Genomic DNA, 23,923 nt, shown 5'->3' on the forward strand with positions numbered 1-23,923 from the left:
GATTTGACACGACTACTAGGGTAGTGATATCATTTGAATACTTGCTCAAATAATAAATCAATTACAATGCTTAATAATCAGGAGATTCAAAAAAACAAGAATATTCTAGCCAAAAATGATCGACAGATTAAAAACCGATGTAATCTGCATTATTTGTCGTCAGACCCGACTCGCCTGAAAATCCTGTTATTGCTAAAAAAACACGAAGAGCTTTGTGTTAGCGATTTGGCAAAAATAATTAATGTTACTGTCAGTGCGGTTTCACATCAGTTAAAATTGCTGGAAAATTGCGGCATTGTCAAAGGATCAAAAACGGGAAAGACAGTCTGCTACTGTCTGACAGACAAAAACCTTGAACTCATTATTGAATAAAAATAATTTTAAAGAAAGGAAAAACATATGTGCGATCATTGCTCTTGCGGCCATAATCATGACCACAAAAAAACTACCAAAGCCGAAAATCAGGCTGAGACTACCAAGCAGCAACATGAAAACTGTGCCTGCTGTTCATAAATTAGTGAATAAATATGATCAACCTAACAATTTACACCACTCCGACTTGCGTCTACTGCAAAATGGCAAAGGAGTTTTTTACCAGTAATAACATCAACTATCAGGAAATCAATGTTGCTGCTGATCAGGCGGCAGCCCGGACCATGGTTCAAAAATCCGGCCAGCTCGGCGTTCCGGTTATTACCGTAGAAAAAGATGGCAAAGAGGAAATTATTATTGGATTTGACCGGCCACGACTCTCCCAGTTGTTGGACATCAAATAAAAAATAATCAATGAAAGGAGTACATTATGAACAATAGCGGATACAAACTGCCTGCATTACCATACAGTTATGATGCGTTGGAACCATTTATCGACCAGCAAACAATGCAGCTGCATCACGACAAACATCACCAAACGTATGTTGACAAGCTCAACGCGGCGCTAACCGGACATGAAGAACTTAAAATGAAATCTCCCGAAGAGTTAATCAGTAATTTGGAATCACTACCAGCTGAAATCAAAACCGCTGTTCAAAATCATGGCGGGGGACACATTAACCATTCGCTGTTTTGGAATATTCTTAAAAAAGATACTGCTATCACCGGCGAAATTAAAGAAGCCATCACTACCCAATTCGGCAGTTTTGATGCTTTTAAAGAACAATTCAGTAAAGCTGCCCTCAACCAATTCGGTAGCGGCTGGGCCTGGCTTGTTGTTAATCAGGCCGGAGCACTTGAAATAACTGCTACTGCCAACCAAAACTCGCCACTGTCAGATGGCAAAATGCCAATTCTGGCACTTGATATCTGGGAACATGCCTATTATCTCAAATATCAAAACAAGCGTCCGGATTATATTGAAGCCTTCTTTAATATTATCAACTGGGACGAAGTCAATAATAACTATCGCGCCGCCAAGAAATAAATAACTTCTATGAAAGCTTCTGACCTACTCGTTCAAGCGCTCGAAAATGAGGGAGTAACCCATATTTTTGGCGTTCCAGGTGAAGAAAATTTGGATTTGATTGATTCCCTGAGAGATTCAAAAATCAAATTGATTGTCACTCGCCACGAACAAGCCGCCGGTTTTATGGCCGCCACCGTCGGCCGGCTGACTGGCGTACCCGGCGTTGCACTTTCAACGCTTGGACCGGGTGCCACAAATTTAATTACTGCGGCAGCGTACGCCAATCTTGGCGGCATGCCGTTGTTTCTATTGACTGGACAAAAACCGGTTAAACGTAGTAAGCAGGGAAAATTTCAAATGATTGATACGGTACAAATTATGAAACCGGTTACCAAATTTTCCAAACAGATCGTCTATAGTGAAAGCATCCCTGCGCTGGTTCGCGAAGCATTCAAAAAAGCCGAGAGCGAGCGACCGGGTGCGGTCCACCTGGAATTGCCCGAAGATGTTGCCGCTGAAAAGGTGACCGAAAAACTTTTCGCAGTCACCCAAGTCCGACGGCCCGTCGCCGACAGCAAGGCAATCAGCCTCGCTGTTGAAATGATCAAGTCAGCAAAACTACCACTGTTGGTTATTGGCGCCGCTGCCAACCGTAAACAGACTGCTAAAATGCTCCAAGAATTCATAGACAAAACCGGCATTTACTTTATTGACACCCAAATGGGCAAAGGAGTAATCGATGAACGCCACGAAAAATATCTGGGCACAGCCGCACTATCGGCCAACGATTATGTTCACTGTGCGCTTGATCGGGCCGATCTGATTATCAACGTCGGCCACGATATCATTGAAAAGCCGCCGTTTATTATGGCCCCGGATAAAAAACAAAAAGTCATACATATCAATTTTTTTCCGGCGGAAATCGATCAAATTTATTTCCCGCAACTTGAGGTGGTTGGAGATATTGCCAACGCCGTTTGGCAAATAAAAGAGCAGCTCCCGTCGATTAATTGGAATTTTGATTACTACCAAAAAGTCAAAACTCTGTGCGCCGAACAAATGAAAATTGCATCAGAACAGAAGAATTTTCCGTTAAGTCCTCAATCGATCGTCGAACAAATCCGTCAGGCTATGCCCGACGATGGTATCGTGGCGCTTGATAACGGAATGTATAAAGTGTGGTTTGCCCGGCAGTACCAAACATATCAACCAAATACCTTACTGCTTGATAACGCCCTTGCCACAATGGGGGCTGGACTGCCATCGGCAATCGCCGCAAAAATTGTACATCCAAGAAAAAAGGTGTTAGCCGTTGTTGGCGACGGTGGTTTTATGATGAATTCTCAAGAATTAGAAACAGCTGTCCGGCTGGGACTTAATATAACGATTGTTATTATTAACGACAACGGGTTTGGAATGATAAAATGGAAACAACAGGCGATGAAATTTCAAGATTTTGGCTTGAGCTACCATAATCCCGATTTTGTTGCCTATGCTCAAAGCTACGGTGCCAGCGGTCACCGAATTGAAAACAACCACTCATTAAAAAATACCATTGATCAATGCCTTAATACTCCAGGCGTTCACGTTATTGAAGTGCCGGTTGATTACTCGTATAACCACAAAATTCTAACCGAAGAATTAGCTAAAAAAACCTGTAATCTATAATTATATGGCTCTACAATCAATTAACCCGGCTACAGAAGAAATTTTTTCCAAAACCGAAGAATTAACCAATGAACAGATTAAAGAAAAAATTACTTTGGCGGATCATACTTTTGCCAAATGGAGGACCACAACATTTGAAGACCGGGCAAAATTAATTAATGAGGTAGCTAAAATTTTAAGATCCGAAGCCCAGACGATTGGCGAAATTATGACCAAAGAAATGGGCAAACCTATCAAACAAGCCATAGCCGAAGTCGAAAAGTGTGCTTGGGTTTGCGAATATTATGCTAAAGAAGCACCTAAATTTTTAACTCCGGAAAAAATTACCACCGATGCCAGCGAAAGTCTGGTTCGATACGATCCGATCGGTATTGTGCTTGCAATTATGCCATGGAATTTCCCGTTTTGGCAGGTTATTCGTTTTGCCGCCCCGGCTCTTATGGCCGGAAATGTCGGACTGCTCAAGCATGCCTCCAATGTTCAGCTGGCGGCTAAAAAAATTGAAGAAATTTTTTTGCGTGCCGGCATTCCGGTTGGGGTATTTCAAAATCTTGCCATTAGTTCCGGAAAGGTTGAAACAATCATTCGCGATCCAAGGGTTAAGGCGGTCACTTTAACCGGCAGTGAACATGCTGGCGCTAAAGTTGCAGCTTTGGCCGCTTCAGAAATTAAAAAGTCTGTCTTAGAACTTGGGGGCAGCGATCCCTTTATCGTCCTGGAAGATGCGGACATAGCAAATGCCTGTTCAGTCGCCGTTACCGCCCGCAATATCAATAACGGACAAAGCTGCATCGCCGCTAAACGGTTCATTGTGGTTTCAAGCGTTGCTGAAGAATTCAAAAAATTATTTAAAGAAAAGTTCGAAGCGTTAAAAATTGGCGACCCAATGGCTGAAACAACCGATATCGGCCCGGTTGTCAACAAGCAGGCTCTGGAAGAACTAGAAAATCAAATCAAAAAATCAGTTGCCGCCGGCGCCAAAATTCTAACTGGCGGAAAGCGGGTAGGAAACACCGGCTACTTCTTACAGCCAACCATTCTGACTGAGGTCGCACCGGGCATGCCAGCCTACCACGAAGAATTTTTTGGACCGGTTGCATCAGTTATTGTCGTTAAAGACGAGGCTGAAGCCGTTCAGGTTGCAAACGATACCCATTTTGGTTTAGGTGCCTCAATCTGGACAAGTAACATCAGCCGTGCCAAACAGCTTATTCCGCAAATTGACGCCGGCGCTGTCTTTGTTAACGGTCTGGTAAAATCCGATCCACGCTTGCCATTTGGCGGTGAAAAGCGTTCTGGTTTTGGTCGTGAATTATCACACCACGGCATCAAAGAATTTGTTAATATAAAATCGGTCTGGATTAAATAATAAAACAGCCAAAAAATATGAAACTAAAAATTGGCCAAAAGGCTCCAGCTTTCTTATTGCCGGATCAAAATGGCACACTTCATAAACTTAGCCAATACGCCGGCGGCTGGCTACTGATCTATTTTTATCCCAAAGACGACACTCCCGGCTGTACTAAAGAAGCCTGCACCATTAAAGATAATTTTCCGGCATTTGGTGAGTTAAAAGCAAATGTGGTTGGCATCAGCGCCGATTCAGTCGCCAGCCATAAAAAATTTGCCGTTAAATATAAACTACCGTTTACCATTCTATCTGATGAAGAGAAAAAAATTATTACAGCTTATGGCGTCTACGGCAAAAAAAGTTTTATGGGAAAAACCTTTATGGGCATTAAAAGAACTTCATTTCTTATTGATCCTAAAGGCACAATCGTCAAAATTTATGAAAATGTCAAACCGCCACTTCATGCCAAAGAGGTAATTGACGACCTTAAAGCCTTAAGCTAAAAATTTGCCAAATAATCCGCGCCGGTATTGTCGCGGATTATTTTTATTTAATTTTTTGGTATAATGAAATAACTGCCCTATGATTGAAAAATTATTCAATAAATTTAGAAGAATAGTTGACTTGATTGAGAACTCCAATATCCATCTAGGGTATTTTATTTTTACCTTTTTATCAATCATCACTATAAGAAATTTTTTAGAGCTCTTCTCTACCAAAATAGAGCTTAATACGGCTGTAGTTTTTTTTCATTTCTATATAGGATTTATTTCACTTGCCACACTATTAATTTTAACTTTTTATATTTTAACAAGAGAATCAATTGTTAAAAGTATTAAAATAGTTTTGATTGGTTTTTCGATCCTGCCACTACCACCAATAATAGATTTAATTGCTACCGGAGGGAGGGGATTCGCCATGACCTATCTGTTACCAGAATTTCATGATCATATCATATTGCGATTTTTTACATTTTTTGGACATTTTGAAGAACGGGGAGTGTCCTTAGGTATTAAAACTGAAATCTTTATTATTCTGGTGTTAACTTTTTTGTACTTTTTGGCAAAAAAACATGGCGTCTTTAGAAGTATCGCCAACGCCTTCATAGTTTATATCATAATTTTTGGTTTTTTTGCGATTCCTTTCATCTTAAAAGGAATTTTTCTATTGCTAGGCATCAACTATGACTACTCCGTCGATGCATGGGAAATATTATCTTTCTTATTCCTGATGATGTTTTTCTGCGGAATAATTATTTTATATTTAATAGACAAAAAAAACTTTATCACTATTGCAAAAGATGCCAGATATTTGCGACTCTCATACTATTTAGGAATGTTTTTCTGCGGAATAATTGTGGCAAAATCAACGGCAACACTTCCCATAACGGCGCAGAATTTATTTGACTTTTTATTCACTGCCATGGCAATAACCGCCGCCTGGTTGTTTTCAGTAACCACTAATAATATCGCTGATTATCATATTGACAAAATTTCAAACAAAAATCGACCGCTAGTTCGCCGCACAATCGCTATTGAAGATTACAAAAAAATTTCCACCCTACTTTTAGTCTGGGCAATAATATGTTCAACTGCCGTTGGACCGGACACCCTATTTCTAGTTATTTTATTTATTTCTAGTTATTTTATTTATTCCATGCCACCAATTAGGCTGAAGCGGGTTATAGTTTTATCAAAGCTGATAATTGCGTTAAATTCCTTAGTGCTGGTTTTATTAGGTTTTTTCACTATCACCAAAACTATCAAGAGTTTCCCGGGCATCTTATTTCCGACATTGCTTATTGGTATAACCATATTAGCTAATTTTATTGATATCAAAGATTACGAAGGGGATAGAAAGAATAACATTAAAACCCTACCAACCGTCCTAGGATTAAAATTAACAAAAATAATCATTGGATTCTCCTTCGTATTTTTCTACACCATATTATATGTATTACTACCGTATTATAATTTAGGAAATTTTTGGAATTTTTTATTCATACCACTCGGATTGCTACAATTTTATTTTGTCAATCAAAAAAAATACCAAGACAGTTATATTATCGGAACCTGCGTTATAACGGTCTTCTTGTTTGCAATTTTAAATATCTTCTAAGCGCAAAAAATATAAATCAAGGGCTGGCAGCCTTTTTTTATTGCTAATTTTTCAGTATAATATATTCATGTCAAACGCCAGTTTAACCAAGAACACTACGTACTATACCATTGCCTTAACTATCCAGAAAATTCTGGCTTTTGTTTATTTTTGGCTTATTTCAAATGCTTTATTCGCTGAACAGTTAGGCCAATATGTCTTTGCCCTGTCTTTTACCACCTTGTTTTCAATTTTCATTGACCTTGGCCTATCGCCAATCTTAACTCGAGAAGCCTCAAAGGATAAGCAGTCAGCCAATCAATATCTCCAAAATGTCTTAGGTATTAAGCTGCCGCTAACAATCATCACCCTAGCCGCAGCATGGCTTGTCATCAATATTTCAAACAAACCAGACGACGTCCGACTTTTGGTCTACCTGGCCAGTTTCATTATGACGCTTGACTCGTTCTCTTTGAGTTTTTGGGTTATCTTTCGTGCCCGCCAGGTCTTAAAATATGAAAGCCTCACAACCGTTGCCGTACAAATAATTATCTTTACTCTTGGCGTCATTGCCCTTAAAACCTCCGGCCAAGTCAAAGATTTAATTATTGCCTTACTGGTTGCCAGTATTTTTAACTTTTTAGTTTCTCTAGCATTACTTAAATTCAAACTTAAATTTTCAATTCGACCACGGTTTGACAAGACTATCGCTATTCACTTTCTTAAAATTGTCCCGGCTTTTGCCATTGCCGGAATTTTTGTCAAAATTTACAACACCTCAGATTCAGTTTTGCTTAGTTACCTTGACTCAGATGAAGCGGTTGGATTCTTTGCCGTCCCGGCCAAGGTGGTATATGCCTTACAACAAATTATCCCGGCTGCCTTTGCAGCCGTAATCTTTCCAGCGTTTAGTTATTATCACAAAAACTCTAAACCATTACTTGAAAAAACTTTTACTAAGGCCTTTAACTACCTAACAATCATTAGTTTGCCGCTTACTGCCGGATTAATGGCAACCATTCCGGAAGTTACCCAAACAGTTTGGCCGGAATATACTGCCGTGGTTCCGACTTTTTATGTTATGACGTTAGCCATTCCTTTTATATTTCTGGCGTTTCCCACTGGTTATTTATTAAACGCCTGCGATCGACAAAAAAACACCACCATCAACCGGGGCATTATTACCTTTTTGGCCGTTACTCTTAATCTCATCTTAATTCCCAAGCTCAGTTATTTTGGCGCCGGAGTAACTTTTTTAATTACCAACTTTATTTTACTATTTCTTGACTTAATTTGGGTAAAACAAACCATCGTTTTGGAAACAAAAAAATTACTAAAGACCATTTTCAAATCATCATTAGCCGCCGCTCTGATGATTATTTTGGTTATCGCTATCAAATCATATTTTAATCTGCTGGTTATTATTCCGCTGGGTGCGCTGACATACTTTGGCGTACTACTGATGCTAAGGGGGATACAAATCAAAGAACTAAATGAAATTTTTAACAAAGGTTTTCGCAATGGCTAATGAAATCAAAAAAAGCTTACTAGTAACTTTGGATTTCCCGCCAAACAATGTCGGCGGCGTTGCTACTTTTTATTATAATGTTTGCAAAAATTTGCCCCCCGATAAAATTGTTGTCTTAGCCCCCGACCATCCAGACGCTAACAACTTTGACCAGAAGCAACATTTCACCATTATCAGAAAAAAATTGCTAAACCAATTTCCGCAAAAAATGCCAGCCGGGCTCGGAGGGATAATAAAAATCGCCGCGACTGTCCGTTGGCTTTCACTGATAAAAAATCTTAATGAAATTGTGAAAACCCACCAAATCAAGCTTATTCAAGTCGGTCAAGTATTACCGATCGGAACCTTGGCGTTGGTGCTCAAAAAAAGACTAAAAATCCCTTATATCTTTTATGCTCACGGTCTTGATATTTTATTGCCGCAAAAATTCATGCGCAAAAAGACAATATTAAAAAATATTATTAAAGAATCGTCAGGTATTGTCGCCAACAGTCACTTCACCAAAGATGAACTGTTAAAATTAGGAGCTAACAATGGCCAAGTTACCGTCGTTTATCCGGGAGCAAACATTAAAAATCATCATGTCGCCGACTCCGAAATTGCAGCACTAATCAAAAAACACCAACTGGAAAACAAAAAAATTCTTTTAACGGTTGGCCGGCTAGTCGAACGAAAAGGGCATGACGTTGTTATTAAATCATTGCCGGCAATCATAAAAAAAATCCCAAATATTACCTATCTTATCGTGGGCGACGGTCCACGAAAAACTCAACTGGTCAACTTAGTACATCAGCTTCGACTGGGCCACTATGTCCAGTTTGTTGATCGCGTGGCAAACAGCATCTTGCCCGCTTACTATCAGCTGGCTGACGTCTTTATCATGCCATCGCGCCGGATCAACGGCTATGACGTTGAAGGCTTTGGCATTGTTTTCATTGAAGCCAATCTGTTTGGCAAACCGGTCATCGGCGGACGTAGCGGGGGAGTTGGCGAAGCAATTGTTGACGGTCAAACCGGCATACTTGTCAACCCAACAAGTGAAGAAGAAGTAAGCCGCTCGGTAATAAAATTACTCACCGATCCGGCCCTAGCCGAACGGCTAGGGCTCCAGGGTATGGAACGCGCATTGCGGGATTTTGATTGGCAAACTCAGACTAAAAAAATAAAAGATTTATTAAGCTAAACACTATGGCTGAAATCAGCATTGTTATCCCGGTATATAATGCCCAAAAAACTCTACCAAATTGTCTGAAAAGTATTTTAAATCAAACATTTAAAAATTTTGAGATTATTGCCGTTAACGATGGTTCAACTGACGGCAGTCTGGCTGAATTAGAACAATATCGGAACAAAATAACTATCATTAATCAACAAAATAAAGGTGCGGCTCACGCCCGAAACCAAGGTGCAAAAATTAGCCGTTCACCATTTATCATTTTTTGCGACGCCGATATTATTATGTATCCAAAAATGCTTGAAACAATGATTAAAACGCTCAAGGTCAACCAAAACGCTTCGTACGCATATAGCTCATTTAAATTTGGCTTCAAAAATTTTAAACTGTTTCCTTTTGACGGCGAAAAATTACGACAAATGCCGTACATCCACACCACGTCGCTTATTCGTCGCGAACATTTTCCCGGCTTTGACGAAAAACTAAAACGATTCCAGGACTGGGATTTATGGTTAACCATGTACAAACGGGGGTACGTCGGACACTTTATTCCTCAAGTTTTATTTGAGGTTGCTTCCGGCGGGACAATGAGCTCCTGGCTGCCGAAATTCATATACCGTTTTCCATTCTTAAAAAAGGTTAACGCCTATCAAGCCGCGAAAAAAATAATCCAGAAAAAACATAACCTATGATTGAAAAAGAAAAGAGCCAAGATCCGGAAAATTTTCAAGTATCATTAAAAATTTTACTTAAAAAAAATAATCAGTACCTACTTTTAAATGTTGCTAAAACCGATCGGGTTGCCGGAATGGAAAAATTTGATTTACCCGGAGGACGGATCAATCGAGACGAACTCAACCTTCCTTTTCATCAGCTTGTTGACCGGGAAGTCAAAGAAGAGTTGGGGCCATTAATCACTTACAAACTAAGGCCAGACCCCGTTTCTCTCGGCCAGGCGATCATACCCGATTTCATTGAAATTAAGCCAGGAGAAACCAGAAGCCGATTCTTTGTTCTGTTTGAGGCAGAATATCTTTCGGGAGAAATAGAAATATCGGATGAACATTCAGACTACCAATGGACCGACTTGCAGCCAAATCACATTGAACAATTATTTACCCCATTACTATGGGATGTGCTAAAAAATTATTTTGATTGGAACACTAACATATGATGAGATTACAAAAATTCTTGGCGAGCGCGGGAGTGGCTTCCAGACGGGCCGCCGAAGAATTAATTAGTGAAGGTAAAATTAAAATTAACGGCAAAGTTATTACTAAATTAGGAACAAGTATTGACGAAAATCTTGATGTTGTAGAATTTCAAAACAAAAAAATCACTCTGCCGCAGGATAAAATTTATATTGCGCTTCATAAGCCGGTTGGCTACATTTGCAGCACCAGCGACGAACAGGGCGAAACCGTACTTAGCTTAGTTAAATCAAAACAACGAATTTTTCCGGTCGGTCGACTCGATAAAGATTCCAGCGGTTTAATCATCCTAACCAACGACGGTGAATTTGCAAATCGCCTTACCCATCCGCGCTACGGCAGTGAAAAAGAATATTTTGTCACCCTCGACCGAGATCTAAAGGAAGAAGACGTTAAGAAAATCCAGCGGGGAATGGTAATTGACGGCAAACGCTTACGTTCAGTTAAAGTTAACGATATTCGTAATAAAAGTGCCAAATTTATCCTACAGGAAGGCATTAACCGGCAAATCAGACGGATGCTTGGAAAACTTGGATATACTGTTATAAAATTAAAAAGAGTCAGGATCGGCAATTTGGAGCTGGGGGATTTAAAAATCGGCCAAAGTAAAAATATCCACAAAGAAGATGTCGGCTAAAAAAGTACCATTATGAACAACCCGGAATTATCAATCATTATTGTCAGCTGGAACGTTAAAGATTTGCTCAAGAAATGTCTCCAGTCAATTGAAAAATACCGAAACAAGCTGGCGGTTGAAATTATTGTTGTTGATAACGCCTCCAAAGACGGGACTGTTGAAATGCTCAAAACAGAATTTCCGGATGTTCGACTGATAACTAACAGTAATAATCTCGGTTTTGCCGCCGCCAATAACCAAGGCATCTTGCGTAGCCAAGGAGATTATATCTTATTGCTGAATCCCGATACTGAAGTCATTAAAGACACACTCAACAAAATGCTTAATTTTATAAAAATCAGACCACAGATTGGCATTCTGGGTTGCAAGCATCTCAACCCTGACTGGACGCTCCAGCCGTCAGTCAGGCGTTTTCCGGCATTCTGGGCAATATTTTTTATTCTGACTAAATTGTACAAAATTTTTCCAAACATTCCTCCAATCTACTACTATTTTGCCGAGGACTTTAATTATAAAATTTCCCAACCAATTGATCAGGTTGCGGGCTCATGCATGATGATTCGTCGGCAGACCATTGAAGAAATCGGTTTGCTTGATGAGAGATTTTTTATCTGGTTTGAAGAAGTTGATCTCTGCAAACGCTCTAAAGATGCCGGCTGGGAAGTCTGGTACACACCAGACGCTGAACTGATTCATTACGGCGGACAAAGTTTTCGCCAGGTCGGAACCTGGAAAAAACAAAAAATATTCTTTCAAAGCGCCATTTATTACTTCCGCAAACACGGTCTACGCTAACAACCAAAAACGCCCCGCAGATGGGGCGTTTTTTGACAATATCAACAAAAAGAGGATAAAATCAAACTGTAACTTTACCCCGTGAGTTACCCTAACCGACGATCAGGCCGATCGTCAACCAGCCAAGGAGGGTAGGCTCATGCGTCCGACAACTTGTTGGGCATGTACGGGAAGGAGGTGATCCGATCTAATCCCCAGGAAAGGAGGTGAACATCGGTTCACATTGCAGTTTGTACGGGCTCCTGTGTCACTTGACGCAGGGCCCATTTTTATTTGTCTTTTTAAGCCTGCTGGGCTAGAATAAAATTGCCAATATGAACGAAAATCTTTTTGAAAAAACTTTTATTGTTATCGTCGGTTTACTGTTAGCTACCGAAATAATGTCATTTCTTGGCCAACTATACCAACCACTCAACCTGGTTGGATTTTTTATCATTATCATCGCCGCGGCCGTTGTTAGCTTCAAAAAATTGGAATATGGAATTTATCTCATACTCGCCGAACTCTGTATTGGCGGCAAGGGTTACCTTTTTAGTTTCGGCCTGAACAGCAGCGCCATATCCATTCGCATGGCGTTATTCCTGATATTATTTTCAGTCTGGACTGCCATAAAAATAAAAAATAAAAAAATTGGGTTTACCCTTAACAAAAAATTTCTCATACCATATAGCCTGCTGGCCCTAACTATCTGCTACGGCATCATAAACGGTTTTTTGCATAACCAAACCAGCAGTGTTATTTTTGATTTCAACGCCTGGATATTTTTTGCGTTACTTTTCATTTTTATCGACGCTCTCAACAGGCCCGATACCACCAGGGGTGCCATCAGAATTATTTTTGCCGCCACCAGCCTGCTGGCCGTAAAAACGATACTGACACTAGTGTTTTTTTCACACGGCTTAACGGAACTTGGCGACCCGTTCTATAAATGGATTCGCGACACCGGCGTAGGGGAGATTACCTATATTTCCGGAACATTATTTAGAGTCTTTTTTCAATCACAGCTCTACGTTTTAATCGGCCTGTTCATTGCATTAACGCTGGTGCTGCAAAAGAAAATCAGTCGGTCAAAAGAAGACATTCTTTTACTAATCTATATTTACCTAATGTCACTAACTTTAATTATCAGCCAATCGCGCAGTTTTTGGATAGGAGCAGCGTCAGCAATCATAGTTCTAATCGGATACCTTTGGTGGCGGTCGGAAAAGTCGTTTAAAAAAATTACTATTTTGATTATCGCCATCATCGCCACTGTTGCGTCACAGATACTATTAATTCAAGTCCTGACCAACAATTTTTCCAGTAATCCGATTTCCGATCGTTTTAGGCACCTGTCAACCGATGCGGCCGGCAACAGCCGCCTCAACCAACTTGAACCTCTTTTATACAATATTTCTCAGCAATCCATTGTTGGTTATGGTTTCGGTAAGGAATTAACCTATCAAAGTACTGACCCGCGGATTGTCGCATCAAATCCGGGCGGCATCTACACCACCTATGCCTTTGAGTGGGGATACTTAGACACTGTCTTAAAACTAGGAATTTTAGGATTACTTGTCTATTTCTTTTTAGTCTATACCATTATCGTTTCTGGTCTCAAAAACCCGAGTCCAACGAATATTGGTTTATTAACGGGTTTAGTTGCCGTGCTTGCCACTAATATTTTTTCGCCTTATCTTAACCATCCGCTCGGTATTGGCTACTTATTATTATTATCAGCAATCTTTAATCAGGTCTCAATGCTGGAAAAAATCAAACAGTTTGTCCATCAATCATTTGCCCAAAGCCATTACCAAAAACAAAATACCCATTTCAAAAGAACTGAATATTGGTTTAAAAAATTAAATCCCAACTATGACGAAGCTGGCCAGATTGCTGCCTATGCTCATGATATCGAAAGGGCCTTTCGGAATAAAAACAGCGAAGAGACTTTTAAAAACATTGCTTTTAACAACCCTGAGTTTCTTAAACATCATGCCGAAACAGGAGCGGGTATTATCAGTAAATTTTTGGAAGGAAAATATGAGCCAACCGCCATCACCAAAATTAACGAACTGATCAGACTTCACGAAATTGGTGGTACACCTGAAGCCGACCTACTGAAAGATGCTGATAGCATCAGCTATTTGGAGAATAACGCGGCGCTTCACCTAAAGATGATTAATAAACTGGGCAAAGAAAAAGTTAAAGGAAAGATTGATTGGATGTACCAGCGCATCACTTCTAAAAAAGCCCGGGAAATTGCCCGGCCGCAGTATGAAAAAATTATCAAAATTTTAGAAAAAATCTAGCCCAACCTCTTACCAACAATTTCGGGATACCCTTTCAAAAACTCCGGAGCCAAAACGCCTTTTTTCCCCTCCAGTTGAACCGTTATTAGAGTAATAGCCCCGTTGTCACATTTAACCGCGAGTTTCTTTTTAGGCGTTAAAAAAACAGTGCCATTAGACAAATCTTTGCTTAAATCACCCTCTAAAACGCTTAAATTTAAGATTTTAAGGCGTTTATTATCAAAATAGGTAAATACCCCCGGCCAAGGAGTAAAAGCCCGAAATTGGTTAAATATTTCAAGGGGAGTCTTGTTCCAGTCAACCAGCCCATCTTCGCGCCGAATTAAGCTGGTATAGGTTGCCTGGGAATCGTCTTGATCAATCAGCTCGGCTTTCCCGGCCAAATAATTTGGCAAAACCGAAACCAGCAGCTCACCGCCAAGCTGTGCCAATGCGTCATGAAGTTTGGCGGCGTTTCTAGAACCGATGTCAAATGTCTGACGGCCAATAATCGGTCCGGCGTCAACCCTCTGAGTTAGTTTAATAATTGTCACTCCTGTTTGCAGATCACCATGCAACAGTGCAGCCTGAATCGGCGAGGATCCACGATATTTTGGCAATAAAGAAGGATGAATATTCAAAAAACCATATGCTGGCTTTTTTAAAATTTCATCGGGAATAATCATACCGTAAGCAACAACTACTGCTACTTGGCAACTTTCTTTCGCAAAAATCTGTGCAAGTTCTTTTTTATTCTTTGGCTGGATAACCCTGATGCCATATTTTTCTGCCACTACCTTAACCGGCGAGCTGGATAACTTCTGATGGCGGCCGAGAGGCTGATCTGGCTGAGTGATAACCAGCTTCGGCTTAAAATCGTTTTCAACCAATGCCTTAAGAGCCGGCAAAGCAAATTCCGGCGTCCCTAAAAAAATAAGATCTGGCTTCTTAGTATTCATAGTCACCAAGTGGCAACGATTTCAGACGATCTAACTCTTTTTGTCCCTGAGTAATATCGTTAGTCTTGTCAATAAATAAAACACCATCAAGATGGTCAATCTCATGCTGGATCACCCGGGCGAAATAGCCAACGGCCTCAAACTTTACTTTTTTGCCATCCTTATTGAAAGCGATCAATTTTATTGTTTGCGGGCGCTTTACCATTCCAAAGATATTCGGCAAACTTAGGCAGCCTTCTTCCAAAATTTCTTTTTTCCAGCTTTTGCGTAAAATTTTTGGATTAACTAAAGCGATCGTACCGTCCTGAGTACTAATAACAATTATTCGCAAGCTTTGGCCAACCTGCGGTGCAGCTAAGCCAATGCCGTCACGGGCTTTCATTGTTGCTTCCATATTCAAAATAAGCTGCTTAATCTCCTGAGATTGCAGCTCTTCGGTTTTCAATTCCCGCGCCTTTTGGCGTAAAACCGGGCAAGGGTAAATTTTTATGGGTAAAACTTTCGCCATACTACTATCTAACAGTATAGCACATTATCATATTTTTTTCTCTAAATCAAGTATTTTTTTCTCCAGCGAACTATAGCGGTCCATATCGCTTTGATGATAGGCCTCAAGTTGCAGTGTTAAATAAAATTTTAATTCTTCGACTACTGAGTCGAAATCCTTCTGCATGATTTTTTGATTTTGATTTATTAATTTTTGTTCAAGAAATGAAAATCCCCCAAGCAACTGGGAGAAAGTATCAACAGGAAAACTATATTATACAGCTAAGTAATAATGCTGTCAAACCAACAATTTTATTAATTTTCTGCCATGGTGTGGATAAATTGACTTAAAAAAATAAATCATCTACCCTATAATCTAGCTGGACACAGACATTTACCCGGAGGAAAGCCACCATGGAATGGTATCACGAAGCGATCGTTGGATTAGCGGCAGTTTATCTGCTCTATCTTTTCGCCGGAGTTGTCATCTCTGGCTACATTCCGCCGTGTGAATCGGGGATTTGGGCATATTGCAAGAACGTTCACCTTATGCCTTTTATCATCACGTTGATCTTTTATTCTGAGTTAACCGAGGAAAAACCCCGCCCCGAAGGCTGGGATTAGGAACAAACCATGCATTGGACTTTAATCATCCTAATCGCGGTAGTCGGCGGACTACTCTTGATTGCCTTGGCAATCAAATTAATCCGGTTTACCGGCGAAATCCTACTTGAACTACTTCTTGTCTTCACTCAAATTGAGGAAGATGAATTTCCCAACCGACCTGAAACCAGCCTGGACGGCCACGAACTATGATCTTTGTCTGTCCGCCGCGCAATTGCTCGTGGGCGGATTTTTTATTTAACAATTTTTTGATACAATAATAACAATATGATTAACGACGGACCAGTCAATTTTAAAGACATTCTAAAAAATAAACAGGCTCTTAAACCGCCGGCACACCCCTGGCAAGATTTAGCATTACGCATTATTGACGAACTAGGCATTCCCAGTTTTAAGCGTAACTCCGTTTTTAAAGTCTGTAAGGAGCTGCCGCGACCGATGGTTGAAAAGGCTTTAAATGACACCAAAGAATTAGTTAAAGATGGCGAAAACTGGAAATACTTCTTCAAAATTATTGGTACTATTCAAAACAAAAAAACGGCCTTTGAGCCGAAAAATTCACCAAAAAATAAATAATTTTTAAAGCAGTTTAAAATTGCTCACCAAATATCCAACGCCAAAAGGCCCTTCATACGACAGAATTTCTGGCTCAATATTGAGAGACTCCAAAACTCCGCTCAAAATAATCAAAGACCGTAAACCATCCTCTTTAACTTCGGCGGCTTCAGCCGGACTGATTTTTTGCAGAGCAGCAAAATCTTTTTTCTTAATAGCCGTCACCACCTTTTGATCAAACTCCTTGGCTTTTTCCGAATAACCGCCCGGAGCGTCTTTAGTCAGCGTGTGGGCAAGGTCGGCAGAAGCAATCACTGCAAATCGCTTATTAATTCGTGAAAGTTCGCGATACAAAAAATTGCCAAATTTAAAATGCTGCTGATAGTCAAGCCCGGAGTGGGTGATAGGGATAATCGGAATGTTCTTCAAATGCTGAGTTAAAAAATAAAGCGGCACTGAAAAACCGTAATCAAGCTCCTCGGGGCTAGTCATGACTACCGGCGCTTCCTGATTACTTTCATCGGCGGCGCGAATTTCCTGAATTGACATATAGTCGCTTTTAAAGGAAAGCTCCAGCTCAAAATCACCAAAATCTTTAAAATTAGACTTATACTCAGCGCTAAAATTAATATTAAAAGACTCGTCAAAAACCTGGCCGTGCGGAGAAACAATCAAAATACTTTCCGGTTTTGCCGCATACAACTGCTGCTCCAAGCTTTTCATTGCTTCTTCAGTTTTCTTTAATTTTTTGAGATTATCCTTGCCGATTTTTGGTATTAATACCGGCGGATGAGGAGTAATCGCCGCAAAAACGATTGGCATATATATAAATTTATTCTACATCTTCGCCTAACGGATGAACAGTCAAGGCTTGAGCAGAGGTAGTAATAATATTATCCCATTTATAGCTAAATTTGGCAAATGCCGCCTCAGTTTTAACCCACCGCCGATAACCTCCGGCGACAACATACACTTTCGAATCTCCCTGGGCCTGAATCAACTCGCCATCACGGAATTTAACCGGGTCGCCAGTTTGATATTGATCAAGAATTTCTGGCGCCACCTGTGTTAAAACTTTTTTTGGAAACCGTGATTCCATAATTTCACGAGCGTAAATCGGATGTTTTAATCCAGCCTCAACAAAATAAACGCCCCCTGTTTTATTATCCTGAAGCAGTGCTCCGGTCGGATAGGCTGTTTCTACCGTAATATCTTTTCCGTATTTATACCCGGCTAAGTCAGAAAATTCTACCACTTCAATTTCTTCTGGATTAAAACCAATTACCCGAAAAACTTCCGGCGAGGTGATGTGCCGAAGTTCATCGTCAACTAATAAATACACTTTACCGTCCGGATCCTGGAGTAGGGAATAGTTATGAAATTGAATACTCGGGCCAATTTCGTACTTTTCAAGATCAAGCTTGCTAATGGTTAATATTTTTTTGGGATCAAACCGCGAAAGCAAGGCTCCCCAGGAAGTAATTAAACGCCTGGTACCGTACTGAATCAGCCACACTGCCGGACTGTCATTAGTTTTAACCAGTGAGCCATCCGGAAAATCGCGGCCCCAATAATTTTGCCATAATTGCCAAAACCGATTGTTGCCGGAATAGTGCGGGGTATAGTTGTACAATCCCGCGGTTGCTTTCGTCAGCGGCGTCACCAACCAACCGTCGATGGCGTAGTCGTTGCCAGCTTGATAATGCCAGTCACCGGGATTATCCATATATTGTCTAAACTGCCAGGCAGCACCGTCAACCTGCTTGCCAAAACCTAAAGCTTTTGGACTGCACGAACCGCTATCCGGACAACGATATCCCATCGCCTTATCAAGTTGATTTTGGCTCGGCGATGAATCGCCAATCAAACTTTGCTCTTTTTGCAATGTCACCAACAAAACCTTAGGGCTAATTTTACTTTCAATCGCCGCCTGCCAGATGATCTCGGCAGCAGGACGATTCACCCCTAAATAATCGGGAAAAGAACGCCAGGCAAGAGAACTGCCTTTTTCCTCAAGAAATTGCTGAATTTCAGCGAGATTTAAAGATAAGTGGTCAGTCATTTCCTCATCACTAATAACAAAACTGGGATTAAAAAAAATCTCGGCCTGGGCGGCGATTGGGAAAATAATTAACTCTAAAATTATGAGTAGCAATACTGCTCTTTTCATCTTTTTATTATAGCATAAATCATGATCATTCTCATAGTGAAAAACTGGCTTGAAAGCCAAAATTTTGCTAAAATATAACTATGAAAAAACGAGTTTTTATTGCTATCAATCTACCGACCGAAACGAAAGATGAGCTTGGTCAGTTATTAAAAAAACTAAAAAAAATAAACCCTCAGCAACAAATTCGTTACGTGAAGGCAGATAGCCTACACCTGACCTTACATTTTTTAGGTGATCGTGGCGCCGAGGAAATTTCAACTATAAAAAAAGTTATGCGCGACATTGCCAGCAGTCATTCACCATCAACTATTATCACTGGCGATATTGATGCATTTCCTAATTTGCAATCACCAAAAGTTGTTTATTTGTCAATTATGGAAAAGCCTAAATCAAGTATCTCCAGCCTACAAAAAAAATTAGGATTTACGCTTGAACAAGCGGGTATTGATGTCGACCATCGCGCTTGGCAGCCTCATCTAACACTTGCACGAATTAACAGTCCGACTGTTTTTAAAACACAAAATGCTTTTCCGCCAATAATTGAAATTCCAGCTACTCACATTACCTTAATGGAAAGTAACTTAACGTCATACGGTGCGCAGTATACCGTGCTTGAATCATTTAGTTTTTCTAATCATGGACAAAATTGAAATTCTGGGAATCAAAATTGATAATTTATCACTGCAAGAAGTTTTAGAAAAAATAAAACGCTTTTTAGATTCAGATCAACAGCACTATGTTGTCACACCAAATCCCGAGTTTATTGTTGCCAGTCAAACCGATGGACATTTTAAAGAAATTTTAAACTATGCCGACATCGCCGTTGCTGACGGCATCGGTTTGGTAAAGGCGGCAAAATTTTCAGGCAAAAGACTTCAGCGGGTCACCGGTGTTGATTTGGTCTGGGCGGTGTGCGAATTAGCTGAACAAATTAATTGTTCAGTTTATTTACTTGGCGCTAAAGGAACTGTTGCACGTCGCGCCGGAACTGTCCTACAAGAAAATTTTAAAAATTTAACCATTGCCGGCGCCGAAAGCGGGGGAGAGATTAACGACCCCAAAGAAATTAATTTTGACATTGTTAATAAAATTAACGCCAGCCAAGCAAAAATTTTATTTGTGGCGCTGGGCCACGTCAAACAAGAAAAATGGATCTTTTACCATTTAGATAGATTAAAAAATGTTAAAGTGGCAATTGGCGTTGGCGGCGCCTTTGATTATATCTCCGGCGAAGTCGTACGAGCGCCGCTATTTTTAAGGCGCCTTGGACTGGAATGGCTCTTTCGTCTGGTCACTCAACCGCAGCGCTTTAAAAGAATTTTTAACGCCACAATAGTTTTTACCTTTTTGCTGATCAAAAAAAAATTTTTAGACTTTTTTCGAAAAGAAAATAACGATATCTCAACTCCCGATAAGCCTTAAAATTAGGCCTGTTTTAAGCTATTTGGCCTATTTGTAAAAAAAACATAAACCTAGTAAGATAACCCTATGACTAAAAAGATAATAACCAGATTCGCACCCAGTCCGACCGGATTTGTCCACGTTGGCAGTTTGCGCACCGCTTTATATAACTATCTATTTACCCGAGCTAACAAGGGTAAATTTTATTTACGAATTGAAGACACCGACCAGGAACGAAAAGTCGATGGAGCCGTTGAAAACCTACTGTCAACGCTAAAAATTTTTGATTTGCTTTGGGACAACAAAAAAATTATGGTTCAGTCTGAACGGCTGGAAATGTATAAACAGGCAGCGGATCAACTTGTTAAATCAGGACACGCTTATTATTGTTTTTGTTCTAAAGAACGGCTGGAAAACCTGCGCCAGATTCAATCCAAAAAAGGCTTGCCGACAATGTATGACGGAAACTGCGCCAATTTGGACCAAGCCGAGATTGCGGCTAGCCTGAAAGAAAAACCGTTTGTAATCAGATTTAAAGTTCCGAAAACCGGCCAAACAGAATTTCATGATTTAATTCGGGGCAAAATCAGTTTTGACAATAAAATTTTAGATGACCCGATTATCCTGAAATCCGACGGATTTCCAACCTACCATTTAGCATCGGTTGTTGACGATCATGAAATGGAGATTAGCCATGTTATCAGAGGAGAGGAGTGGTTGCCCTCAACACCAAAACATTTACTGCTTTATAAAGCGTTTGACTGGCAGGCACCGGCATTTGCTCACTTGCCGCTTTTATTAAATCCGGACAAATCAAAATTATCAAAACGACAAGGTGATGTCGCCGTGGAAGATTACCTCAAAAAAGGCTACCTGCCCGAAGCCTTGGTCAACTTTGTTTTACTGCTCGGCTGGAACCCTGGTACCGATCAAGAGATATTCAACCTAGATGAGATGATTAAACATTTTCAGCTTGAAAAAGTTAACAAATCAGGAGCAGTGTTCAACACTCAAAAATTGGACTGGCTTAATGGTTATTACCTGCGAAAAAAATCCAGCGCTGAATTTGCCAAACTTTGCCAGCCGTTTTTCGAACAAGCCGGGATTAAAACTGAATTAAAACAATTAGAAAAAATTGTTGCAACCGAGCAAGAAAGAATTAAACACCTTGATGAAATCGTTGAGGCGACTAAATTTTTCTTTACCTCAGAACCGTACGATCCGGAATTACTGATTTGGAAAAAATCAACCAGACAGCAAACCATTGCCAACCTCAAAACTATTTTAGCCAGACTGGCTCAAATTGACGAAAAAAATTGGAACCAAAAAAATCTGGAGGAAGAGATTATGACATTTTTGAAAGAAAATGATTATGCTACCGGCGATATGCTCTGGCCAATGCGCGTGGCGTTAACTGGACGCAAATCAAGTCCGGGAAATTTTGAAGTAGCCCAGGCGCTTGGTAAAACCGAAAGCCTTAAAAGAATTGACCAGGCCATTAAAATTTTAGCGTAAACTTGATTTTATCAAAATTTTATGCTATAATGATAGATAATGAAAGAAAATAAAAAGAAAAATTCCACATCAAAAAATATTTTAGCAAAGAGCCTGATTATCACCTTTGTGCTGGCTCTTATTTTTATTAACCCAGGACCAGGTAAGGCTGAGGAAGATATCGGCGAATTAAACCGCTCAATTGAAAGCAAGCGCCGAGAAATCGATGCTATTCAAAAACAAATTGATGAATACGCCCAGCAAATCAAAGCAAAAAAACAGGAGGCGAGGGGACTGCAAAATCAGATTGCTATTTTAGACAACCAAATTGCCAAGGTTAACCTGGATGTTGAGGCAACTCAAAAACTTATTGAACAAACTAATTTAGAAATTCAAGCGACTAATATCCAAATTCAGGAACTTGAAGTTAAAATTGATAAACAAAAAGAAAAGATTGTTGAATATTTAAGATTAATTTACAAAGCGGATCAGGTTAGTTATTTTGAAATCTTACTGGTAAACAATTCATTCTCTGATTTTTTTGACCAAATCAAATATTCCGAACAGATTAATACTGACCTCAAAGAAAGTCTGGACGAGTTAAAAACCGATAAAACGGATTTTGAAACTCAAAAACTAAATCTTGAGGCAAAAGTTACGCTTGAAGAAGAATTAAAACAAAAACTCCAGGAGCAAAAGTCAGAGCTAGAAGAACGCAATGCAGCTAAGGGTATTTTATTAGTACAGACAAACTTAACTCAACGACAATACCAAAACCAACAATATCAGCTGCAGCTTGAACAGCAGCAAATCAACTCCGATATTCTGGGACTTGAAAAAACTGTCCGAAAAAAACTTGAAGATCAGGCGGCTGAAGAAAAATTCAAAAATTTTGGGCCGGCCCGATTAGCTTGGCCAGTTGATCCATCACGGGGGATTAGCGCTTATTTTCATGATCCTGATTATCCTTTCCGCTATATCTTTGAACATCCAGCTATTGATGTTCGAGCTTCTCAAGGTACTGCCATTAAGGCCCCTGAGGCTGGCTATGTTGCCAGAGTAAAATTTGCCGGCGATACTAGTTATGCATACGTGATGTTGATTCATAACGATGGTCTTTCAACAGTCTTTGGTCATATCTCGAAACCGCTGGTAAAAGAAGATGAATATGTCAGTAAGGGGCAAGTTATTGCTCTGTCCGGCGGAATGCCGGGCGGTATCGGTTCCGGCAATTTAAGTACCGGCGCCCATCTTCATTTCGAAGTGCGTTTGGATGGTATCCCAGTAAACCCGTTAGAATACCTGCCATAAAAAATGAGTGATAATCTTAACAGTAAAATCAGCTCGCTTGTTATTTGGACTCTGTTTGCCGGGCTGGTTTTTTTATATATTCGATTCTTTCCACACCTTAAAACGATTGGGGAAATTGTAATTTCAGCCTTACCGTCGATTATCTTTTTTACCATTGGTATTTTTATTTCCCGACGAGATCAAGATCGCATTACACAAGCCAGAAAAAAAGATTCAACACAAATTTCTCTAACCACCACCCTTGAACAGGCTTTAAAACACGATTTATTAACCTATTTAGTACCGGTAATAATCTTAGCAACGCCTTTTTTATTTGATCAAATCCCAAACGTTACTACCGTCATTCAGGCAGGAACTGCTTTTCTCGTGCTCGCGTACTTAAAGTTGATATACTGGGGCGAATTATAAAATTTGACAAAGATATTTTTTTATCTTACTATTTAGATAGTTGTCTAAATATCTAAATATTTTAGCCTTAAATAACCGCCAAAAAGGGGATACTAGATTATGAGCTTAAACAAAACCTTTAGCGCCCTTTCTGATCCAACAAGACGTAAAATTTTAGAATTACTCAAAAAGAAAGATCTATCGGTAAATGATATTGCGCTTAATTTTTCAATATCATTACCGTCCTTATCTCATCACCTTACAATCTTAAAAAACGCTCAATTAGTCACGTCACAGCGCCGGGGACAACAAATGATTTATTCTTTAAATCTAAGCGTATTTGAAGAAATTGCCAAACAATTATACGGCTTTTTTAATAAAAAATAAACTTACAATAAATAAT

28 protein-coding genes are annotated in these 23,923 nt (G+C 39.9%); 23 read left to right on the forward strand and 5 right to left on the reverse strand.

The annotated features are described in order from the left end of the window. The first annotated feature begins 66 nt into the window (after positions 1 to 66). The 14 genes from HUU49_01960 to HUU49_02025 all read left to right on the forward strand — a co-directional run bounded on the left by HUU49_01960 (position 67) and on the right by HUU49_02025 (position 14,154). Entirely contained in the window at positions 67 to 372 is a 306-nt protein-coding gene (locus HUU49_01960) for a winged helix-turn-helix transcriptional regulator (GenBank protein NUM25369.1), read from the forward strand. A 158-nt stretch (positions 373 to 530) separates the two neighbouring features. Next, entirely contained in the window at positions 531 to 776 is a 246-nt protein-coding gene (locus HUU49_01965) for a glutaredoxin family protein (GenBank protein ID NUM25370.1), read from the forward strand. 26 nt (positions 777 to 802) lie between these two features. Then, positions 803 to 1,420 (forward strand): superoxide dismutase, encoded by a 618-nt coding sequence (locus HUU49_01970; protein NUM25371.1) that lies wholly within the window; start codon positions 803 to 805, stop codon positions 1,418 to 1,420. A gap of 9 nt (positions 1,421 to 1,429) precedes the next feature. Then, the gene (locus tag HUU49_01975; GenBank protein NUM25372.1) at positions 1,430 to 3,070 is read left to right on the forward strand and encodes an acetolactate synthase large subunit; all 1,641 of its coding nucleotides are present in this window, start codon (positions 1,430 to 1,432) and stop codon (positions 3,068 to 3,070) included. Between the two features lie 4 nt (positions 3,071 to 3,074). Next, complete coding sequence (locus HUU49_01980) at positions 3,075 to 4,439, forward strand: NAD-dependent succinate-semialdehyde dehydrogenase (protein ID NUM25373.1); 1,365 nt, start codon at positions 3,075 to 3,077, stop codon at positions 4,437 to 4,439. Positions 4,440 to 4,456: 17 nt separating this feature from the next. Beyond that, positions 4,457 to 4,924: a thioredoxin-dependent thiol peroxidase gene (gene bcp, locus HUU49_01985; protein NUM25374.1), complete on the forward strand. Its 468-nt coding sequence runs from the start codon at positions 4,457 to 4,459 to the stop codon at positions 4,922 to 4,924. 79 nt (positions 4,925 to 5,003) lie between these two features. Beyond that, positions 5,004 to 6,539 carry a UbiA family prenyltransferase gene (locus HUU49_01990; protein ID NUM25375.1) on the forward strand — a complete coding sequence of 512 codons (1,536 nt, stop codon included), beginning with the start codon at positions 5,004 to 5,006 and terminating at the stop codon, positions 6,537 to 6,539. A gap of 67 nt (positions 6,540 to 6,606) precedes the next feature. Beyond that, positions 6,607 to 8,046, forward strand: coding sequence for a flippase (locus HUU49_01995; protein ID NUM25376.1), 1,440 nt, complete (start codon positions 6,607 to 6,609; stop codon positions 8,044 to 8,046). Further along, entirely contained in the window at positions 8,039 to 9,229 is a 1,191-nt protein-coding gene (locus tag HUU49_02000) for a glycosyltransferase family 4 protein (protein NUM25377.1), read from the forward strand. The genes HUU49_01995 and HUU49_02000 overlap by 8 nt, the downstream gene beginning before the upstream one ends. A gap of 5 nt (positions 9,230 to 9,234) precedes the next feature. Then, on the forward strand, positions 9,235 to 9,912 hold the full coding sequence (locus tag HUU49_02005; protein NUM25378.1) for a glycosyltransferase family 2 protein: 678 nt from the start codon (positions 9,235 to 9,237) through the stop codon (positions 9,910 to 9,912). Continuing rightward, entirely contained in the window at positions 9,909 to 10,394 is a 486-nt protein-coding gene (locus HUU49_02010; protein ID NUM25379.1) for an NUDIX domain-containing protein, read from the forward strand. Before HUU49_02005 ends, HUU49_02010 begins: the two co-directional genes overlap by 4 nt. Next, entirely contained in the window at positions 10,391 to 11,068 is a 678-nt protein-coding gene (locus tag HUU49_02015; GenBank protein NUM25380.1) for an rRNA pseudouridine synthase, read from the forward strand. Before HUU49_02010 ends, HUU49_02015 begins: the two co-directional genes overlap by 4 nt. Before the next feature lie 12 nt (positions 11,069 to 11,080). Continuing rightward, positions 11,081 to 11,863, forward strand: a complete 783-nt coding sequence (locus tag HUU49_02020; GenBank protein NUM25381.1) for a glycosyltransferase family 2 protein — start codon at positions 11,081 to 11,083, stop codon at positions 11,861 to 11,863. A 314-nt stretch (positions 11,864 to 12,177) separates the two neighbouring features. Beyond that, complete coding sequence (locus HUU49_02025) at positions 12,178 to 14,154, forward strand: O-antigen ligase family protein (protein ID NUM25382.1); 1,977 nt, start codon at positions 12,178 to 12,180, stop codon at positions 14,152 to 14,154. Here HUU49_02025 and HUU49_02030 read toward each other — a convergent pair. Genes HUU49_02030 through HUU49_02040 form a run of 3 tightly spaced genes read right to left on the reverse strand, consistent with a single transcriptional unit; the run spans position 14,151 to position 15,765 of the window. Continuing rightward, positions 14,151 to 15,092 carry a methionyl-tRNA formyltransferase gene (locus HUU49_02030; GenBank protein NUM25383.1) on the reverse strand — a complete coding sequence of 314 codons (942 nt, stop codon included), beginning with the start codon at positions 15,090 to 15,092 and terminating at the stop codon, positions 14,151 to 14,153. The genes HUU49_02025 and HUU49_02030 overlap by 4 nt on opposite strands. After that, entirely contained in the window at positions 15,082 to 15,600 is a 519-nt protein-coding gene (gene def / locus HUU49_02035) for a peptide deformylase (protein ID NUM25384.1), read from the reverse strand. Before def ends, HUU49_02030 begins: the two co-directional genes overlap by 11 nt. A gap of 27 nt (positions 15,601 to 15,627) precedes the next feature. Then, on the reverse strand, positions 15,628 to 15,765 hold the full coding sequence (locus HUU49_02040) for a hypothetical protein (GenBank protein NUM25385.1): 138 nt from the start codon (positions 15,763 to 15,765) through the stop codon (positions 15,628 to 15,630). Positions 15,766 to 15,992: 227 nt separating this feature from the next. On the opposite strand from HUU49_02040, the gene HUU49_02045 reads away from it, so the two are divergent. The 3 genes from HUU49_02045 to HUU49_02055 all read left to right on the forward strand — a co-directional run bounded on the left by HUU49_02045 (position 15,993) and on the right by HUU49_02055 (position 16,778). Then, the gene (locus HUU49_02045) at positions 15,993 to 16,202 is read left to right on the forward strand and encodes a hypothetical protein (GenBank protein NUM25386.1); all 210 of its coding nucleotides are present in this window, start codon (positions 15,993 to 15,995) and stop codon (positions 16,200 to 16,202) included. A gap of 9 nt (positions 16,203 to 16,211) precedes the next feature. Next, positions 16,212 to 16,394: a hypothetical protein gene (locus HUU49_02050; GenBank protein NUM25387.1), complete on the forward strand. Its 183-nt coding sequence runs from the start codon at positions 16,212 to 16,214 to the stop codon at positions 16,392 to 16,394. Between the two features lie 75 nt (positions 16,395 to 16,469). Continuing rightward, the gene (locus HUU49_02055) at positions 16,470 to 16,778 is read left to right on the forward strand and encodes a hypothetical protein (protein NUM25388.1); all 309 of its coding nucleotides are present in this window, start codon (positions 16,470 to 16,472) and stop codon (positions 16,776 to 16,778) included. A 3-nt stretch (positions 16,779 to 16,781) separates the two neighbouring features. On the opposite strand, the gene amrB is transcribed toward HUU49_02055, so the two are convergent. Beyond that, positions 16,782 to 17,579: an AmmeMemoRadiSam system protein B gene (gene amrB / locus HUU49_02060; protein NUM25389.1), complete on the reverse strand. Its 798-nt coding sequence runs from the start codon at positions 17,577 to 17,579 to the stop codon at positions 16,782 to 16,784. A gap of 10 nt (positions 17,580 to 17,589) precedes the next feature. Further along, positions 17,590 to 18,927 carry a hypothetical protein gene (locus tag HUU49_02065; GenBank protein NUM25390.1) on the reverse strand — a complete coding sequence of 446 codons (1,338 nt, stop codon included), beginning with the start codon at positions 18,925 to 18,927 and terminating at the stop codon, positions 17,590 to 17,592. 80 nt (positions 18,928 to 19,007) lie between these two features. Here HUU49_02065 and thpR point away from each other — a divergent pair, with 80 nt between their 5' ends. From thpR to HUU49_02095, 6 genes are all read left to right on the forward strand, one after another. Beyond that, positions 19,008 to 19,577 carry an RNA 2',3'-cyclic phosphodiesterase gene (thpR, locus tag HUU49_02070; protein ID NUM25391.1) on the forward strand — a complete coding sequence of 190 codons (570 nt, stop codon included), beginning with the start codon at positions 19,008 to 19,010 and terminating at the stop codon, positions 19,575 to 19,577. Continuing rightward, entirely contained in the window at positions 19,564 to 20,349 is a 786-nt protein-coding gene (locus HUU49_02075; GenBank protein ID NUM25392.1) for a WecB/TagA/CpsF family glycosyltransferase, read from the forward strand. Before thpR ends, HUU49_02075 begins: the two co-directional genes overlap by 14 nt. 66 nt (positions 20,350 to 20,415) lie before the next feature. Then, positions 20,416 to 21,843, forward strand: a complete 1,428-nt coding sequence (locus tag HUU49_02080; protein ID NUM25393.1) for a glutamate--tRNA ligase — start codon at positions 20,416 to 20,418, stop codon at positions 21,841 to 21,843. 39 nt (positions 21,844 to 21,882) lie between these two features. Continuing rightward, positions 21,883 to 23,133, forward strand: a complete 1,251-nt coding sequence (locus HUU49_02085; protein NUM25394.1) for a peptidoglycan DD-metalloendopeptidase family protein — start codon at positions 21,883 to 21,885, stop codon at positions 23,131 to 23,133. A gap of 3 nt (positions 23,134 to 23,136) precedes the next feature. After that, complete coding sequence (locus HUU49_02090) at positions 23,137 to 23,541, forward strand: hypothetical protein (GenBank protein ID NUM25395.1); 405 nt, start codon at positions 23,137 to 23,139, stop codon at positions 23,539 to 23,541. 99 nt (positions 23,542 to 23,640) lie between these two features. After that, positions 23,641 to 23,907, forward strand: a complete 267-nt coding sequence (locus HUU49_02095) for a winged helix-turn-helix transcriptional regulator (protein NUM25396.1) — start codon at positions 23,641 to 23,643, stop codon at positions 23,905 to 23,907. Positions 23,908 to 23,923: the final 16 nt, after the last annotated feature.

The sequence above is a fragment of the Candidatus Buchananbacteria bacterium genome (assembly GCA_013359225.1).
Lineage (GTDB): Bacteria > Patescibacteriota > Patescibacteriia > Buchananbacterales > UBA6539 > JABWCG01.

Bases quoted from the DNA above. Each gene is read 5' to 3' on its own strand.
- HUU49_01960 (NUM25369.1), top strand. From the start codon at position 67: ATGCTTAATAATCAGGAGATTCAAAAAAACAAGAATATTCTAGCCAAA.
- HUU49_01970 (NUM25371.1), top strand. From the start codon at position 803: ATGAACAATAGCGGATACAAACTGCCTGCATTACCATACAGTTATGAT.
- HUU49_01975 (NUM25372.1), top strand. From the start codon at position 1,430: ATGAAAGCTTCTGACCTACTCGTTCAAGCGCTCGAAAATGAGGGAGTA.
- HUU49_01980 (NUM25373.1), top strand. From the start codon at position 3,075: ATGGCTCTACAATCAATTAACCCGGCTACAGAAGAAATTTTTTCCAAA.
- bcp (NUM25374.1), top strand. From the start codon at position 4,457: ATGAAACTAAAAATTGGCCAAAAGGCTCCAGCTTTCTTATTGCCGGAT.
- HUU49_01990 (NUM25375.1), top strand. From the start codon at position 5,004: ATGATTGAAAAATTATTCAATAAATTTAGAAGAATAGTTGACTTGATT.
- HUU49_01995 (NUM25376.1), top strand. From the start codon at position 6,607: ATGTCAAACGCCAGTTTAACCAAGAACACTACGTACTATACCATTGCC.
- HUU49_02000 (NUM25377.1), top strand. From the start codon at position 8,039: ATGGCTAATGAAATCAAAAAAAGCTTACTAGTAACTTTGGATTTCCCG.
- HUU49_02005 (NUM25378.1), top strand. From the start codon at position 9,235: ATGGCTGAAATCAGCATTGTTATCCCGGTATATAATGCCCAAAAAACT.
- HUU49_02010 (NUM25379.1), top strand. From the start codon at position 9,909: ATGATTGAAAAAGAAAAGAGCCAAGATCCGGAAAATTTTCAAGTATCA.
- HUU49_02015 (NUM25380.1), top strand. From the start codon at position 10,391: ATGATGAGATTACAAAAATTCTTGGCGAGCGCGGGAGTGGCTTCCAGA.
- HUU49_02020 (NUM25381.1), top strand. From the start codon at position 11,081: ATGAACAACCCGGAATTATCAATCATTATTGTCAGCTGGAACGTTAAA.
- HUU49_02025 (NUM25382.1), top strand. From the start codon at position 12,178: ATGAACGAAAATCTTTTTGAAAAAACTTTTATTGTTATCGTCGGTTTA.
- HUU49_02030 (NUM25383.1), bottom strand. From the start codon at position 15,092: ATGAATACTAAGAAGCCAGATCTTATTTTTTTAGGGACGCCGGAATTT.
- def (NUM25384.1), bottom strand. From the start codon at position 15,600: ATGGCGAAAGTTTTACCCATAAAAATTTACCCTTGCCCGGTTTTACGC.
- HUU49_02040 (NUM25385.1), bottom strand. From the start codon at position 15,765: ATGCAGAAGGATTTCGACTCAGTAGTCGAAGAATTAAAATTTTATTTA.
- HUU49_02045 (NUM25386.1), top strand. From the start codon at position 15,993: ATGGAATGGTATCACGAAGCGATCGTTGGATTAGCGGCAGTTTATCTG.
- HUU49_02050 (NUM25387.1), top strand. From the start codon at position 16,212: ATGCATTGGACTTTAATCATCCTAATCGCGGTAGTCGGCGGACTACTC.
- HUU49_02055 (NUM25388.1), top strand. From the start codon at position 16,470: ATGATTAACGACGGACCAGTCAATTTTAAAGACATTCTAAAAAATAAA.
- amrB (NUM25389.1), bottom strand. From the start codon at position 17,579: ATGCCAATCGTTTTTGCGGCGATTACTCCTCATCCGCCGGTATTAATA.
- HUU49_02065 (NUM25390.1), bottom strand. From the start codon at position 18,927: ATGAAAAGAGCAGTATTGCTACTCATAATTTTAGAGTTAATTATTTTC.
- thpR (NUM25391.1), top strand. From the start codon at position 19,008: ATGAAAAAACGAGTTTTTATTGCTATCAATCTACCGACCGAAACGAAA.
- HUU49_02075 (NUM25392.1), top strand. From the start codon at position 19,564: ATGGACAAAATTGAAATTCTGGGAATCAAAATTGATAATTTATCACTG.
- HUU49_02080 (NUM25393.1), top strand. From the start codon at position 20,416: ATGACTAAAAAGATAATAACCAGATTCGCACCCAGTCCGACCGGATTT.
- HUU49_02085 (NUM25394.1), top strand. From the start codon at position 21,883: ATGAAAGAAAATAAAAAGAAAAATTCCACATCAAAAAATATTTTAGCA.
- HUU49_02090 (NUM25395.1), top strand. From the start codon at position 23,137: ATGAGTGATAATCTTAACAGTAAAATCAGCTCGCTTGTTATTTGGACT.
- HUU49_02095 (NUM25396.1), top strand. From the start codon at position 23,641: ATGAGCTTAAACAAAACCTTTAGCGCCCTTTCTGATCCAACAAGACGT.